Raw genomic sequence first — 15820 nt, 5'->3', positions numbered from 1 at the left:
CGAAGTGTGGACTAGCCCGCCAGCGCCAATGCTGCGGTACCGCCCGGCGCCTGCACCGATCGGCTGCCCAGATCAATGGCGGCCCTAAGGCAGTCATCTGCAGGCCTGCCATTGAGCCAGGCATGAACAAACCCCGCATTGAAGGCATCGCCCGCGCCGGTTGTATCGACGACTGAAACACGCGGCGCAGCAATGCTGTGTCGGCCATGACCGTCAGCAGCGACTGCGCCTTCCGCGCCAAGCTTGATCGCGACGAACGGAAAATGGCGCGCCAACATATCGAGTGCCCTTGTTGCGTCTGCTTGTCCCGATATCGCCCGTGCCTCTTCAAGATTGGGCAGGAACAGATCAACACCGGTACAGACCGCCAGGAAATCCGGGCTATGAATGAGCGTGGCATCCCAACTCGGATCGAGTGACACCGTCATGCCAGATTGCCTGGCCAGACGCACTAGATCGGGATGTTCCTTGAGTGTGGCAAATTCGGCGATGTGCAAATGACTTGCAGTAGTCCCCCCAAGAACTGCGTCAAGATCATTTGGCAAGGCGGTGCCTGCGCGGCGCGACAGGAAGGCGCGATCCCCATCGTGAGCCATGACCACGGTTATCTGCGGACCAGCGTCGGCATGCCGCTCCACATGCTCCAAATCAAGGCCCGCAACGGCAAATTGAGGCGCCAGCGCCATTGATATGGGATCGGTGCCAAATCGTGACAACAGTTTGACCGGGCGCCCCAGCGCCTGCAAATGCGCCGCTGCGATAAAAGCCCCCCACCCAGAACGCTGTCCATGGCGGAAGCAAAAACTTCACGCCCGAGATCAGGCATGGCGGGCAAGCCGGAAAACACCAGATCGCAATAGATTCTGACCCGCGCAGATAACGCCAGATCGACCCGCTTCACGACTCATAGCCGACCTAGCGCCTGTTCTGTTTTTGCGTCGAAGAGATAAAGAGCGCCGGGCGCAGCCGAAACGGTCACTTCGCTATTGACCTTGGGCATCAGTTTGCCCGGTGCCGTCCCAATGACTTCGGCCCCAGCCACGTCCAGATGCACCAGCGTTTCCGAGCCCAGCGGCTCAACAGCGGTAACCCGCCCTGTCATGGCCAAGCCATCTGCCACGGTTTCCCCGACCAGCAAATCATGTGGACGCACCCCGACTTGCACTGCCCCATTCGGCAACCCACTCACTTTTGCATCGGCCAAAGTCGCATCGGCAACACTGAGCACGCCGTTATTGATGGTGCCATATACAAGGTTCATCGACGGGCTACCGATAAAGCGCGCAGTAAATATATCAACTGGTTGTTCATACATTTCCGTCGGCGTGCCCACCTGCAATATGCGCCCATCGCGCATGACCACGATCCGGTCAGCCATCGTCATGGCCTCTACCTGATCATGGGTTACATAAACAATGGTAGTGCCCAGCCGCTGATGCAGTCGCTTGATCTCGATGCGCATTTGTGCCCGCAATTGCGCGTCAAGATTGGACAGCGGCTCATCAAACAAAAAGGCCACTGGATCGCGCACCATGGCGCGGCCAATGGCAACGCGCTGGCGCTGACCACCCGAGAGAGCAGCAGGGCGCCGCTCCAGCAGATCTTCAAGTCCAAGTGTTTCTGCAGTTGCAGCAATGCGGGCGCGTTTTTCATCGGCGTTCAGCTTGGAGGTGTAAAGGCCAATGCCAATATTCTGACCCACGGTCATATGGGGGTAGATGGCGTAATTCTGAAAAACCATGGCGATGTTGCGCTGCTTGGGCTCGCGTTCGTTGACCACTTCCCCGCCGATACGCAGCTCACCGCCCGTTATGTCTTCAAGGCCGGCAATCATCCGCAGGGTCGTTGATTTACCGCACCCTGAAGGGCCAACAAAGACCACAAACTCTCCATCGGCAATCGTCAGGTCTATGCCATGGACGGCAGTGACTTTTCCATATTTCTTGACCAGATTGCCAAGCTCGATTTCTGCCATCACGCCGCTCCCGAAAGTAAATTGAACCTGGTTTCCAACTCAGTCGCCGCCGCTGCTTCGACGTCTGCATGGCCGCGACAACGTTGCGCAAAATCGGCTGCTCGGGCCTGATAACCCTTGAGCGCCAAACCAAGGGAATGAGGAGCCGGCCCACCAAACCGTGTCCTGACCCGCACAAAATTTCGGGGCGAAACGATCTCGGCGAACCGGTTGGCGTCTATGGTGCTCGCCCGGCCCGTCGCTTTTTCGAACGCTTTGGCAAATGGCGAAAAGCCATCAATTGATAACTCGCCGTCAATTGCGATAACCGCACGCGCAACCGCTGCCGCCACTTCATGGCTTTGACGAAACGACAGCCCCTCGTCGCGCACCAGCGTATCGGCCAGCTCGGTAATGGTGATGCAGGAACGCCTAATGTTGTTGGCAACGCGATCAGGCTGAATGCTCACCTGTTCAACAACGGCGGCCATGAGATCAAGCACGCGGAAGGCGCTGTCAAAGGCCTGATAACCCATCGCCTGGCTTTCACCCTCGCTGTCATTCATGTCGGTAAAAGGCGTGTTGTGCATGATGTCGAGCATGGCGCGGGCGCGCCCGAACGTCTGGCTCGAGAGATGGCGCAAATGTTCGATCGGCACCGGGTTGCGCTTCTGCGGCATGATCGAGGAAATCTGTACCAGCGCATTGGGGACATAGAGTTGGCCCACCTCAAAGCTGCTCCAGAACTGAAAGTCCTGGATGGGTCGGCCCATATGCAGGAACATCAGTTCAATGGCACTGTAGGTGGCAGTGATATAGTCCACCGAAGCGATACAGCCGTATGAGTTCTGCAAGGGAACGGCAAAACCCAGAAGATGGGCAACGCGTGCCCGATAGATCGGGAACCCGGTCGTGGTGATCGCCGCCGCACCCATTGGGCACAAATCAACCACCTCGCGCGCCTGAAACACCCGCTCGATGTCCCGGCTCAACACTTCAATGACCGCCCCCAGATAATGGCCAAAAGTCGTTGGTTGGGCAGGTTGACCGTGGGTGTAGGCAACAATGAGCGTATTCTTGTGCCTGGTGGCCGTGGCAATGAGCACATCGAGGAGTGCCGTAGCCTTGGCCAAGAGTAAGTCGATACGCGCCTTGAGCCCAAGTTTGAACAAGGTGTGATCAATGTCATTGCGCGACCGCGCCGTGTGTAACCGACCCGCCAGATCCGGACCGAGCCGGGCCTTAAGCTCTTTTTCGATCAGGAAGAAATAGTCTTCGACTTCGCCGGTATAAACGAGCTGGCCAGGATCAATTTCGGCATCAATGGCCATCAGGGCCTGCCCGATTTCACTGGCCTGCCTGCCGGTTAGAATACCAGTCTCGGCAAGCATGACCAGGTGCGCCCGGTCGATGGCGCGAAAACCGTTAGCATGATGATTGCGTGCGCCGTCAAAGAGAGGTCCGAGTACGGTTTCCTTATAGACCGGATCGGGAAAACTGCTGGTATCCTGTGCCTCAAGGTCGCCCATTTTAACCCTTGAGTCCGGCCAGCATCACGCCGCGCACGATGAAGCGTTGCAGCACCAGAAATACGATCAGCGTCGGAATGGTCGCGAGCGCCGCTCCGGTCATGATCTTTTCCCATTGGATCGATTGCTCAACCGAGAAACTCGAAAGCCCCACCGGCAGCGTGTAAAGTTCGCGGCTGGTGGTGACAATCAGCGGCCAGAAGAACGCCGTCCAATTGCCCAGGAAGGTAAAGATCGCCAGCGCCGAAATTGCTGGCGTTACCAGCGGCATGGCAATCTTCCACCAGATGGTGAATTCGTTCATGCCATCAACCCGCGCCGCTTCGAGGAAATCATCGGGCACGGTTTCAAAAAACTGCTTCATCAAGAACGTGCCGAACGCGGTCATCATACCCGGAAACATGATACCCCAATAGGTATCGATCCAATGCAACTGAGAGGACATCAAATACCAGGGAATGACCAGCATTTCGGTTGGGATCATCAAGGTCGACAGGATCGCCAGAAAGATGAAATAACGGCCGCGAAATTCGAACTTGGCGAGCGTGTACCCCACCATTGAATCGAAAAACACATTTGAAACGGTAACGATTGAAGCGATCAGCGTGGAATTGACGAACCAGCGCATAAACCGGCCGTCCGAAAGCACAGAGATGTAATTGTCCAGCGTTGGCGCTGCCGGAATGAGCTTGAGATCATAGATCTGGCCCGAGGTCTTGAGCGACGTGGCAAACATGTAAAGAAGCGGCGTGATCATGACCAGACCGCCCAGAAGCAGCAATGTCCAGGTGAGGATCTGGCCCGGGCGAATGCGCATGCGATTGGCGGGCAGTTCTACATCCATGGTGCTCATCAGCGCTTCCTCATTACCCAAAGTTGCATCAGCGAAACCACCAGGAGAATCGTAAACAACACCACGGTTTGAGCAGCCGCATAGCCCATTTTGTAAGATGAGAAGGCCGTCTGATAAATCATCAGTACCAACGGCTTGGTCGAGTTGAGCGGCCCACCCGGATCATTGGTGGTCATGTTGTAAACCTGATCGAAAATCCGCAGAAATCCGATTGAGGAAAACACCACCAGAAAGATTGTTGTTGGCTTGAGCAAGGGCAAAGTGATCTTGCGGAAGATTGCCCAATCGCCAAGCCCGTCAATGCGCGCCGCCTCATAAAATGTTGAGGGAATAGCGCGCAACCCGGCGATGAAAATGATCACCTGAAAGCCAAGGCCGGCCCAGATAGCTGGCATCAAAATGGAAACCAGCGCCGTATCGGGGGACCGCAGAAAGGTTTGCTGAGGCATGCCAAGAACGCTCAAGAACCCGTTGAGAACACCGATCGGCACCGGCTGGTAGAACCAGCGCCACACCCACCCCATGGCAGCCGCTGTGGTGAGAAACGGCAAGAAATACAAGGCACGAATGAACCCGTGCATGAACCGCACGCGATCCAGATAATAGGCAATGACAAATGAGATCAAAAGGCTGAGCGGCGTGCCAATGATCAGATAGGCAAAGGTGTTCTGGAACACGCGCCAGAACACCGGGTCGGATAGCATCGACTGATAATTTGCCAGACCCACGAATTTTGCGGGGCGCAACAAATCCCAGTCGGTCAGTGACAGCCAGAATGCCTGAAACGTCGGATAGAAGCGAATGCCACCGTAAAAAAGGATGGGCAGGGCAAGAAATGTCCAGGCCCAGATCACCCGCTTGGTGCGAATGGAGAACCTGTTCCAGATCGTTGTCGGTTCCTGTCCAACCCGTTTTACGCTATCCGACGCCATGCTCATGGCGGATTACTGCGCCGCGTCGTCGATAATGGCTTGTTCCTGCTTGGCCGCTTCGTCCAGCGACGCCTTTGGATCATCACCGTTGATCAGCACACGGTTGACCATATCAATTGCGGTTTGACGTTGTCCCGCTTCATCGACGAACTGGGTCGTGTGGGCATAAGCAAGACCTTTCAGGAACGGACCATAGATTGGGTCTGCTACATTATCGTCGGTCAGAGCGACTGCCTTGCGGGCAGGCAATTCACCCACAACCTTGAGCCATATCTGCATGGCCTCAGGAGAGGAAACATATTTGAGGAACTTTTCTGATGCCTCAAGTTTTTCCCCGGTTGCCGAAGCGCCGATACAATTGGCAAAATAGCTGGCATAGTTCGAACGAACCCCGTCAGCATTTGCTGGCAATTCGGTGACGCCCCACTTGAATGAATTGGAAGCGAAAGAACCCAGACGGAAAGTGCCGTCAATCGTCATGCCTGCCAGACCGGCACGGAATGCAGCCTGTCCTTCATCCATGAAGCCGGCCATGCCCACTTTTTCCTTGGTTTGCAGGTCGGTGTAGAACTTGAGCGCATCAACGCCGGCCTGATCGTCATAGGTGACCGTCTTATAGTCATCAGTGTAGGGCGCTCCGCCAAACTGGCGCACCAGCGCCTCACGCCACCAATGGTGGTCCTGTCCGGCGAAATCAAGCGTCATGCCTTCGGTCGTGATGTTGCCACCACCGTCCATCTTGGTTAACGCCTTGGCGGTGGTGACCAACTCATCAAGCGTCTGGGGGGATTTTCCGGGTCAAGTCCGGCTGCCGCAAACATATCCTTGTTGTAGAACAGTGCCAGCGAACGCACGGCGGTTGGCAGGCCGTAATAGTCGTCGCCACGCTTCATCGCCGAAACGATAGGGAAAAAGTCACTCTCGATTTCATCGTGTGGAAATACCGCTGGATCGAGCGGTTGAAGCAGTTCGCCGGATTTGAATTTGTCGAGCCATCCATAGAACAACTGCATGACATCAGGCCCCTGCCCGGCAAGTTTTGCTGCAACTATGCGGGTCTGATAATCGGCGTAGGGAAAGGTCACCTGCTTGACGGTGATGTCGGGATTTTCCTTCTCGAAATTGGCGATCAACTGGTCCATCGCCTGGACGCGGGTATCAAAGACATACTGCCAGTATTCGATCTCAACGGCCTGAGCCGCGCTCATGGCCATCAGGCTGATACCGGCAACGAGGCCAGCAATCGTAAAGCGTTTGCGCATCTAAATCCTCCTTGTGGTCCGCCCTCGGCGTGCGGCGTCTGACCGTGCGGACAAATATCCCTCATTTCGAGAATAGTCGCGACCATCTCAAGCCCGAAAGGTCAGCCGACCCAGCCCCAAATGTCAATACAATAATTTACTTGAGTTATTATCGTTGTCAAAATAGCCTCTAGTTTGGAGTGCCAGATGAGCAAAACCCAACACAACGGACTACAGGCCAAATTGGCCATCGGGAGCAATCCTGGCCGCAATCGCTCGCACAATCGCCGTGTCGTGCTCGATATGGTGCGCGCGCACGGACCGCTGGGACGCACCGAAATAGCCCGGCGCGCTCACCTGACCCCACAAGCCGTGACCAACATTGTTGAGGAACTGGTCGGCGAAGCCCTGTTGATCGAACTGGGGCGGCGACGCAGCGGGCGTGGCCAGCCACCCATCCAGTTTGCCATCAATCCCGATGGTCCGATGACCGTGGGCATCGAAATTGCCGCCGATCATATGGTCACGGTCCTGATCGACCTGTCGGGCCAGATCCGCGCCCAGTCAATTCGACCGGTCAAGAATACCGATCCGGCTCACATTCTGCCTGAACTCAATGGCGCAGTTTCCAGCATTCGCACCACCCTGCCCCAGCAGCCGACAAAACTGCTTGGGGTCGGTGTCGTCATGCCCGGGCCTTTCGAAATCGAAGGCATGAGCTCGGTTGGCCCCGCAACTTTACCCGGCTGGACCGGCCAGAACGCCAAGTCCATTGTCTCCGAAGCCATCGGCGAACCTGTAGAGATCGAGAATGATGCGACTGCCGCAGCAGTGGGCGAGCGCCTTTATGGAGCCGGGCGCAACCATGCCAATTTCTGCTTTTTATATTTCGGCGTCGGCCTTGGATTGGGTGTCATTCATGAGGGGCGCCCGCTTCGCGGTGCATTTGGCAATGCCGGCGAAATCGGCCACATCTGTGTAGCGCCACGTAACCGCACTGCCACTTTTGGACCCGAGGCCAGCCTTGAGCGCGTCGCCTCGCTTTTTGCCTTGCGCGAACGGCTGGCCGGCGTTGGACTTAAGGGCGAAACAACCGCCCAGCTTCAGGACCTGCACGATACCGCCAATCCAACATTGATCGACTGGATCGCCGAAGCAGCTGACTATCTGGCCCCCACTATGGCAACCATTGAAAACCTGCTCGACCCTGAAACCATCATTTTGGGCGGTGCCCTGCCCGATTCCATAATTGATGCCTTGATCGCAGCGCTCGATCCGCTGCCAGTTTCGATTGCGGCCCATCGCGGCCGGACGGCACCACGCATCATGCGGGGCCAAACCGGTCAACTTACCGCCGCCCTTGGTGCCGCGGCGCTGCCGATGCTTGAAACCATAACCCCGCGCCTCAACCTCGCACCCCATATCGCCGTACAATAGGAGCCTGCCATGTCGACCGCCCGCGAGCGTCTGGCCAAGCAAAAATCACGCCCCATCCTGGTCCAGCTACACCGTGCGCTGTCGCGCCTGACCTCAACTTTAACGGTCATGAATTCCGGCGCACACCCTGACGATGAGCATTCAGGCATGCTGGCCACCCTACGCTATGGCTATGGCATGCGACTGGTCATTGCCTGCTCGACCCGTGGCGAGGGCGGCCAGAACAGCCTTGGCCCCGAGCGCAGTGGAGCGTTGGGCGTGTTGCGGACCCGCGAAATGGAAGAGGCGGCACGCGTTCTTGACGCCGATGTCGCTTGGCTCGGCCACGGCCCTGACGACACCGCCCACGATTTTGGTTTTTCCAAGAACGGCACCGACACACTGGCGCGTTGGGGGCGTGACAAGATTATCGAGCGCATGGTCACCGCCTATCGCTACTATCGGCCCGATATTGTCATTCCCACCTTCCTTGACGTTCCGGGACAACACGGGCATCACCGCGCCATGACCGAGGCAGCGGAAGTCGCGCTGAATCTCGCCGCCGCACCCGAATTTGTCACACCCGGTCTCACCCCATGGACGGTCGCAAAATACTATCTTCCGGCAAGATCAGGCGGCGGCGATACCTATGACGACGAACTGCCACCACCCCCGACCACTGTTGAGATAACGGTGCCCGGACGTGATCTGCCGACCGGCGCCGCCTTCGATCAGATTGGCCAATGGTCACGCGCTTTTCACGCGACCCAGGGCATGGGGCGCTGGAAGGCCGAGCCGACAACGCGGTGGCCACTGCATCTCAAGCGCGGCCCGAGCGAGCCAGAAACCGACATTCGCGCCAATTTACCAGCCTCATTGGCCGAACTGGCAGACCTGCTGCCCGAAAAAAGCGGCGTCGCTTTGCGTGTCGCGCAGGATCATATCAATCAGGCGCTCAGGTCGTTCCCGCAGCGCGATGGAATTGTTACCGCCCTTATTGCCGCCGCCGAGGCCATCGAGATTGCACTGGCCCACAGCGATAGCGCCAGCCTTGTTGCCCATCGCCACCGCCTCGACCGCAAACGGGCTGAAATTGACATGGCCCTGCTGTTGGCTCAAGGCGTCGAACCCACCATCTGGGTTGAACCGAACCGGTTGGCACCCGGTCAGAACGCCGCATTATTCATCCACACCGATCCCGACAGCACCCCCATAACCGCAACGCCAATTGCGCGGACCGACGTTGGCATTGGCGCCCCCAGGAACGACCCGCAGGGATTAAGGTTTGCCGTTACGGCGGCGCCCGACACACCATTGTCCGAGCAGTTTCCGCACCATTTTCACAGCCTTGGTGGCAATGGCGAGTTGAGTGTGGAAATTAAGGCCGACATCAAGGGCCGCAGCGCTCGAGCCAACTTTGATCTCGAAGAGGCCTTGAGCATCTCTCCCGCCCACTCCGTTGATCTGGTGCCTGACGCAATCATTCTCCGGACTGGCCAATCGGCACCCAAAGCCCTCCGGAGCGATTTGCGCCCAATGCTGGCTGACCATTCATTGGTGCTCGAAGCCCCCGACGGCTGGCAAGTAGCGACCACCTCAACCGGTTTTGCGGTGTCCCCGCCACAATCGGTGGCCCCCGGTCGTTATCATCTGCCGCTACTGGTCGATCTCACCCCCGCATATCGTACCAACGAGATTGCCTATCCCCACATCGGGCGCAGTTATTACCGCCAGCCGCAAGCGCTCGACATTCTGGCGCTCGAACTGATGTTACCCAAATCATCTATCGCCTATGTTGGCGGTGGCAGTGATCGCGTACCCTATTGGTTGCGCGCCATGGGTTTGCGGGTCGATGAACTCGATGATGACGCACTGGCCGCTGATCTCTCGACCTACACGACCATCCTCATTGGCACCTTCGGCTTTGGTGCACGCCCGGCACTCAATGCCAATAGCCAAAGACTGCACCAGTGGGTGGCCAATGGCGGCCATTTGCTGACGCTCTACCACCGCCCCAGCGATGGCTGGAACCCGGACAGTACGCCACCCAAACGGCTGGTCATCGGGTCGCCATCCCTGCGCTGGCGCGTGACCAATCCTGATGCCGAGGTCACAATTCTACAGCCCGATCACCCGTTGCTTAATGGGCCAAACCGCATCAGCCCGGAGGATTGGGCCGGCTGGGACAAGGAACGCGGCCTCTACTTTGCCGCCGAATGGGATCCAATTTATCAGCCAATCATCGCAATGCACGATGCGGGCGAAGCCCCGCTCGAAGGTGCGCTGCTTTCGGCCAGCATCGGCAAAGGACGTCATACCCACACAGCGCTGGTTCTGCATCATCAACTCGATAAACTTGTGCCCGGCGCATTTCGCCTGTTGGCCAACCTTGTGCAACCGGCCTGAACATGCGCCAGTATGACTATATCGTTGTTGGCCTGGGGGCCATGGGGAGTGCCGCCCTGTGGCACCTGGCCAAATCAGGTGCCAGGGTTCTTGGCATTGACCGGTTCACCCCACCGCACAATCAGGGCTCAACCCATGGCGAAACCCGCATCACCCGCCGCGCCATTGGAGAGGGCGAAGCTCTGGTGCCGCTTGCATTACGCTCCCACCAACTCTGGGCCCAGATCGAAGCTGAAACGGGCGCGGATCTGTTCCATCAAACCGGCAGCCTGATTATCGGTCGGCCGGGCGACAATGTGGAACGTCCCGGCCGCACCGGGTTCGTTGATCGCTCGATAGCCGCGGCCCGCCGCTTCGACATCGATCACGAAATCCTCACCGCCGACGAGATAACCGCCCGCTATCCCAACTTTACCCCGCAGCCCGACGAGATTGGCTATTTTGAACCTGGTGGCGGCTATTTGCGTGTCGAAGCCTGTGTCGCGGCCAATTTGACACTGGCCCAACGCCACAACGCAACCATCCAGCTCGATACCGAAGTGCGCGACATTGCCGCCGATCAGACCGCCGTCAGAATAGTGACCGCCGACGAAACAATTCTTGCGGGGCATGTGGCCGTCACCGCCGGGGCCTGGGCACCCGCCCTGTTGGGTGCACCATTTATTGATCTGCTCAAACCCACGCGGCAGGTGATGCATTGGTTCATGATTGAACCTGACGCCAGATCCATCTGGGAAAAATCCCCGGTGTTCATGTGGCCTCATGGCGATGACGAGTCGGGCTTTTTTTACGGCTTTCCCAGTATCGATGGGCAGTCGATGAAAACAGCCGATGAATGTTACGGCCCCGCATCCGATCCCAACGCCATCGACCGCCTGGTGACGCCTGAGCAATCCTCCCAGATGTACCAGTCCCATATGGCTGGCCGATTTGCTGGTTTGACGCCGCAGGTCGCGCGCACCCAGACCTGCATTTATACCGCTTCGCCCGATAGCGGCTTCATTATCGATCAGCATCCACAAAGGGACAATGTGCTTGTGGTTTCGCCCTGCTCGGGACACGGATTCAAGCATTCTGCCGCAATCGGCGAGGCCGTTGCCGCCCGTCTATTGCAACAGCCGCACCCCATCGATTTGAACGCTTTTTCACTGTCGCGCTTTGGCACCAACCCGGCCACATCGCCGCCAGACTGATAAACCACTGGGATTGCTTGATTTTGCCGATATCTAGGCGAATTAACTAGCATTTTGTCAAAAAATAGCATATTGTACTCACAATCTGCAATTTTACAGTATTGGCGTCGTAAGGAATGACTGTCGCATCTCAATTCATCGTTGACGGTTCCACCGCCGAAACCGTGCTGGAGCGCGTGCGCCGCGATCCCGCGCTGACGCAATGCCCCGCATTTGCGACCCCGTTCGGTACGCGCCCGTTGATCTATGCCGATTATACAGCATCGGGCCGCCAGCTCGATCTGATCGAAGACGCTATCCGCACCCACGTCTCGCCATCCTATGCCAATACCCATTCCGAGGCTGCCTATGGCGGGCGCCGCACCGGCGCCTTGCGCGAGGCGGCGCGGCAAACAGTGCGCCAATGCGTCGGTGCCGGTGACCAACATGCAGTGATCTTTGCCGGATCAGGCGCCACCGCGGGCGTCAACAAGCTGGTTTCTGTGCTTGGTCTTTCCCTGCCCTGCGACAGGACGCTGCGCGACAGGCTGATGGCGACAATTGATCCGTCGGAGCGACCCGTCGTCCTTGTCGGCCCCTATGAGCATCACTCCAACGAACTACCCTGGCGTGAGTCGTTGGCCGAAGTTGTGCGCATTCCGCTGGCTGCCGATGGTCAGCCCTGCAATGACGCGATCAAGGCGGCTTTGCAAAAATACCAGGACCGCCCCAAGCTGATCGGGGCATTTTCCGCCGCCTCCAATGTGACGGGCATCAAGACCGACGTCCGCGCTCTTGCCCGATTGCTGCACCAGTTCAATGCCTTGTGCGTAGTCGATTTTGCCGCCGGCGCGCCCTATTTGCCCATCAGCATGTCCCCAAGTCAGGCCGATGCCAACGACCAGATCGATGCCATTGTGCTCTCGCCCCACAAATTTATCGGGGGCCCGGGGGCATCCGGACTTCTCGTTGCCGACCGTGCAATGTTTTGCATCGAACGTCCCTCGGCGCCCGGCGGCGGCACTGTCAGTTTCGTGACCCCCGACCAACACGCCTATCTAGACAATATCGAAGCGCGCGAAGAGGCCGGAACGCCCGGCATAATTGGCGATATCCGCGCTGGGCTGGTGCTTCAGCTCAAGGCTGATATGGGCATTGATGCCATCGAGGCGGCAGAAGCGCAGGCCGTCGCCCGTACCGTTCGTCTTTTCGAAGCAACACCGGGGCTGCATTTACTGGGTCCATCGAGCGCCGACCGGCTGGCGATCTTCTCATTCAATATTGCCTCGGGCGGTCAGGTCTTGCACCATGGGCTCGTCGTCACCCTTCTCAATGACATTTTTGGCATTCAGGCCCGCGGCGGTTGTTCCTGCGCTGGACCTTACGGTCACGACCTGCTGGGCATTGGCGCAGAAGTTTCGGCGCAATATCGCGCGCTGGTGCTGGAGGGGTTTGAGGTCATGAAACCCGGTTGGGTCCGTTTGGGCTTCCCCCGGTCATGGACGATGCATCAATTGACTATTGCCTTGATGCCTTGGCGTTCATCGCTGAGCGCGGTCACGATCTGATTGATCTATATGCGGTAAATCCACAAAGCGGCTGCTGGACACTCAAGTCCGCCCGGCCCGAGCCGACAACAACGCTTGAATCGCTTTGTGCGTGGCGGCCTGATCCCATACCCGCTTCGCCGCAACTCAAGGCGCCTGCGGCAGCGGAAATATTTGCGGTCGCCCAAGATTTGGCTGATCGGGCCCACGCGCACCGGCATTCCCCTTGCATCACCCTGCCTGCCAATGCCGATCAATTACGCTGGTTCCAGCTCTAACGCGCTTCGCGCGTAAATTATTGCGCGCCCTTCCCGCCAGGAGAGCAACTGATACTGCAATTGAAGGCGATATTCGAAACCTCTTGCTTCTCCGTCCCTTCCAGTTGTGCCGCAAATGGTTAGTATGCTCCTGAGCTGACTTCAGGGCCAAATTCGGTCCATTTACCTCAGAGGGAAAATCGCATGAAGCTGGAAACGCTGGCCCTTCACCACGGCTACACGCCCGATCCGACAACCAAATCGGCCGCAGTGCCAATTTACCAGACCACCTCATATACATTTGACGACACCCAGCACGGTGCTGACCTGTTCGATCTCAAGGTCGCCGGCAATATCTATACCCGTATCATGAACCCCACCACCGCCGTGCTCGAACAGCGCGTAGCGGAAATGGAGGGTGGCATTGGCGGGCTGGGCGTTGCCTCGGGCATGTCGGCTATCACCTATGCCATTCAGGCCATCGCCGGGGCTGGCGACAATATTGTTTCGATCAGCCAGCTCTATGGCGGCACCTATAACCTTTTCATGCACACTTTTCCCCGCCAGGGCCTTGAGGTTCGCATGGCTGGTGCCGACGATCTCGATGCCATTGACGGATTGATCGATAGTAAGACCAAAGCGGTCTTTTGCGAATCCATCGGCAATCCGGCCGGCAATATCGTCGACATCGAAAAGCTCGCCAACATTGCCCACAAGCATGGCGTGCCGCTGATCGTCGATAACACCGTCGCCACGCCCTATCTTTGCCGCCCGATTGATTTTGGTGCCGATATCGTTGTGCACGCCCTCACCAAATATATCGGCGGGCACGGCAATTCCATCGGCGGCATGATCGTTGATAGCGGTAAGTTCGACTGGGTTGCCAACAAGGAACGCTTCCCGGTCCTGAACGAACCCGATCCATCCTACCACGATGTGGTCTATACCGAAGCGCTTGGACCCGCCGCCTATATCGGCCGCTGCCGTGTCGTGCCGCTGCGCAATACCGGTGCCGCGCTTGCCCCCCACAGTGCGTTCCTCTTCCTGATGGGGTTGGAAACGCTCGGACTGCGCATGGAGCGCCATTGCGAAAATGCGCTCAAGGTCGCCCAATTCCTCAAAAATCATCCCAAGGTAACCTGGGTCAATTATGCGGCCTTGCCAGACAGCAAGTATAGTGACCTTTCCAAGCGGCTGACTAAGGGCCAAGCCTCGGGCATTATCAGCTTTGGTATCGAGGGCGGCAAGGAAGCCGGTGGGAAGTTCATCGATGCGCTCGAAATGATCCTGCGGCTGGTCAATATCGGGGACGCCAAATCACTGGCCTGCCATCCAGCTTCGACTACCCACCGTCAGCTCAACGAACAGGAACTGGCCCGCGCTGGCGTGTCCGAAGATCTGGTGCGCATCTCGGTGGGCATCGAGCATATCGACGATATCATTGCTGATATCGAACAGGCACTAACCAGGGCCTGATCCAACTGCATCGCGGTGTCGGGAACCTTTTGTTGCCGACACCATCCAATAGGGCAGTTGCGGCAGTTAAGCCCGCATCAACCTGTTGGAGATGCATTAATGAGAACGTCAGCCCTGATCGCCATGATCCTGTTTGCCAGCACACTGCCCGCGCTGGCCCATGAACTTCCAGATACAATCGCCAAGGCCCCGCCTGCTGGAGAATTTGCGGCGGTCAGTTCCCTGGTGCCGCTGCCCGACTTCCTGCCCGGCATGGGGCAGTTGTTTGTCGATCCCGCCACTCTGCCCGCAGGACCCTTCCTCGCCTATGACCATGATGGGGCGCTGGTCAGCACCATCTATATGTTGCCCCTCAAGGACCTCAATCCCGACAACAGCTTTGACAATCTGTCTGCGCCAGCGGGTAAGGTCGACCATGTCGATGTCTATTACAACGCCGGTCACCCTGGCGTCGCCGAACCCCATGTCCATGTCGTGCTGTGGAATATTCCGCAGGCCGAGGAAAGCCGAGTGGCACAATAATGATAACCCGTCGACAGGCCCTGCAGGTCGGCGGGGCATCCTTTGCCCTGCTAAGCATTCAACCTACTTTGCTGGCTGCAACCGATGTCATTGACATCACCATGGCGGGCCGACCGGACGGCTCCCACGTCTGGTTTGATCCTATCGGGGTGCATATTCAGCCTGGCCAGACAGTGCGCTGGACCAATAAGGATGCAGCCAATGCCCATACCGCCACTGCCTATCATCCCGATATTCTGGATCGCCCCAGACGCATACCCAATGGCGCGCGGCCGTGGGACTCTGGCTATCTGATGCCCGGCGAAAGCTTTGAGATGAGGCTGACGGTAACTGGCGTTTACGATTACTATTGCCAGCCGCATGAGCACGCTGGCATGGTCGGCAGGATAGTGGTTGGGCGACCACCAGACCGCGACTATCCCAATACCGCCAGATCTGGCTTGATCGCTTTACCCGACGCTGCCCTCGCCAATTTCCCCACAATTGCTGATATATTGGCCTCTTCGAAATGAGGG

12 protein-coding genes and 2 pseudogenes are annotated in these 15820 nt (G+C 57.8%); 8 read left to right on the top strand and 6 right to left on the bottom strand.

Annotation, left to right across the window (positions count from 1 at the left end; all coding sequences use genetic code 11):
- Positions 1-11: 11 nt before the first annotated feature.
- From PSQ90_RS09365 to PSQ90_RS09340, 6 genes and pseudogenes are all read right to left on the bottom strand, one after another.
- Positions 12-908: pseudogene (locus tag PSQ90_RS09365) on the bottom strand (carbohydrate kinase family protein).
- Positions 905-1975 carry an ABC transporter ATP-binding protein gene (locus tag PSQ90_RS09360; protein WP_282210064.1) on the bottom strand — a complete coding sequence of 357 codons (1071 nt, stop codon included), beginning with the start codon at positions 1973-1975 and terminating at the stop codon, positions 905-907. The pseudogene PSQ90_RS09365 and the gene PSQ90_RS09360 overlap by 4 nt, the downstream one beginning before the upstream one ends.
- On the bottom strand, positions 1975-3483 hold the full coding sequence (gene argH, locus PSQ90_RS09355) for an argininosuccinate lyase (protein WP_282210063.1): 1509 nt from the start codon (positions 3481-3483) through the stop codon (positions 1975-1977). Before argH ends, PSQ90_RS09360 begins: the two co-directional genes overlap by 1 nt.
- Position 3484: 1 nt before the next feature.
- Positions 3485-4327, bottom strand: a complete 843-nt coding sequence (locus PSQ90_RS09350; RefSeq protein WP_282213022.1) for a carbohydrate ABC transporter permease — start codon at positions 4325-4327, stop codon at positions 3485-3487.
- An 8-nt stretch (positions 4328-4335) separates the two neighbouring features.
- Positions 4336-5274, bottom strand: coding sequence for a carbohydrate ABC transporter permease (locus PSQ90_RS09345; protein WP_282210062.1), 939 nt, complete (start codon positions 5272-5274; stop codon positions 4336-4338).
- 6 nt (positions 5275-5280) lie between these two features.
- Positions 5281-6530 (bottom strand): annotated as a pseudogene (locus PSQ90_RS09340) (extracellular solute-binding protein).
- Between the two features lie 186 nt (positions 6531-6716).
- Between PSQ90_RS09340 and PSQ90_RS09335 the strand changes: the two are divergent.
- The 8 genes from PSQ90_RS09335 (at position 6717) to PSQ90_RS09300 (ending at position 15817) form a co-directional block, all read left to right on the top strand.
- Complete coding sequence (locus PSQ90_RS09335; protein WP_282210061.1) at positions 6717-7946, top strand: ROK family transcriptional regulator; 1230 nt, start codon at positions 6717-6719, stop codon at positions 7944-7946.
- 9 nt (positions 7947-7955) lie between these two features.
- Positions 7956-10331 (top strand): PIG-L family deacetylase, encoded by a 2376-nt coding sequence (locus PSQ90_RS09330; protein WP_282210060.1) that lies wholly within the window; start codon positions 7956-7958, stop codon positions 10329-10331.
- Between the two features lie 2 nt (positions 10332-10333).
- Positions 10334-11524, top strand: coding sequence for an N-methyl-L-tryptophan oxidase (solA, locus tag PSQ90_RS09325; RefSeq protein ID WP_282210059.1), 1191 nt, complete (start codon positions 10334-10336; stop codon positions 11522-11524).
- Positions 11525-11640: 116 nt separating this feature from the next.
- Positions 11641-13071, top strand: coding sequence for an aminotransferase class V-fold PLP-dependent enzyme (locus PSQ90_RS09320; RefSeq protein ID WP_282210058.1), 1431 nt, complete (start codon positions 11641-11643; stop codon positions 13069-13071).
- The gene (locus tag PSQ90_RS09315; RefSeq protein ID WP_282210057.1) at positions 13002-13328 is read left to right on the top strand and encodes a hypothetical protein; all 327 of its coding nucleotides are present in this window, start codon (positions 13002-13004) and stop codon (positions 13326-13328) included. The genes PSQ90_RS09320 and PSQ90_RS09315 overlap by 70 nt, the downstream gene beginning before the upstream one ends.
- Before the next feature lie 183 nt (positions 13329-13511).
- Positions 13512-14783, top strand: a complete 1272-nt coding sequence (locus tag PSQ90_RS09310) for an O-acetylhomoserine aminocarboxypropyltransferase/cysteine synthase family protein (RefSeq protein ID WP_282210056.1) — start codon at positions 13512-13514, stop codon at positions 14781-14783.
- Between the two features lie 99 nt (positions 14784-14882).
- The gene (locus PSQ90_RS09305; RefSeq protein WP_282210055.1) at positions 14883-15305 is read left to right on the top strand and encodes a DUF5602 domain-containing protein; all 423 of its coding nucleotides are present in this window, start codon (positions 14883-14885) and stop codon (positions 15303-15305) included.
- Complete coding sequence (locus PSQ90_RS09300; protein WP_282210054.1) at positions 15305-15817, top strand: plastocyanin/azurin family copper-binding protein; 513 nt, start codon at positions 15305-15307, stop codon at positions 15815-15817. Before PSQ90_RS09305 ends, PSQ90_RS09300 begins: the two co-directional genes overlap by 1 nt.
- Positions 15818-15820 lie beyond the last annotated feature (3 nt).

The sequence above is a fragment of the Devosia rhodophyticola genome (assembly GCF_028816475.1).
Taxonomy (GTDB): Bacteria; Pseudomonadota; Alphaproteobacteria; order Rhizobiales; family Devosiaceae; genus Devosia; species Devosia rhodophyticola.
This window is presented reverse-complemented; position numbering and strand designations above follow the sequence as displayed.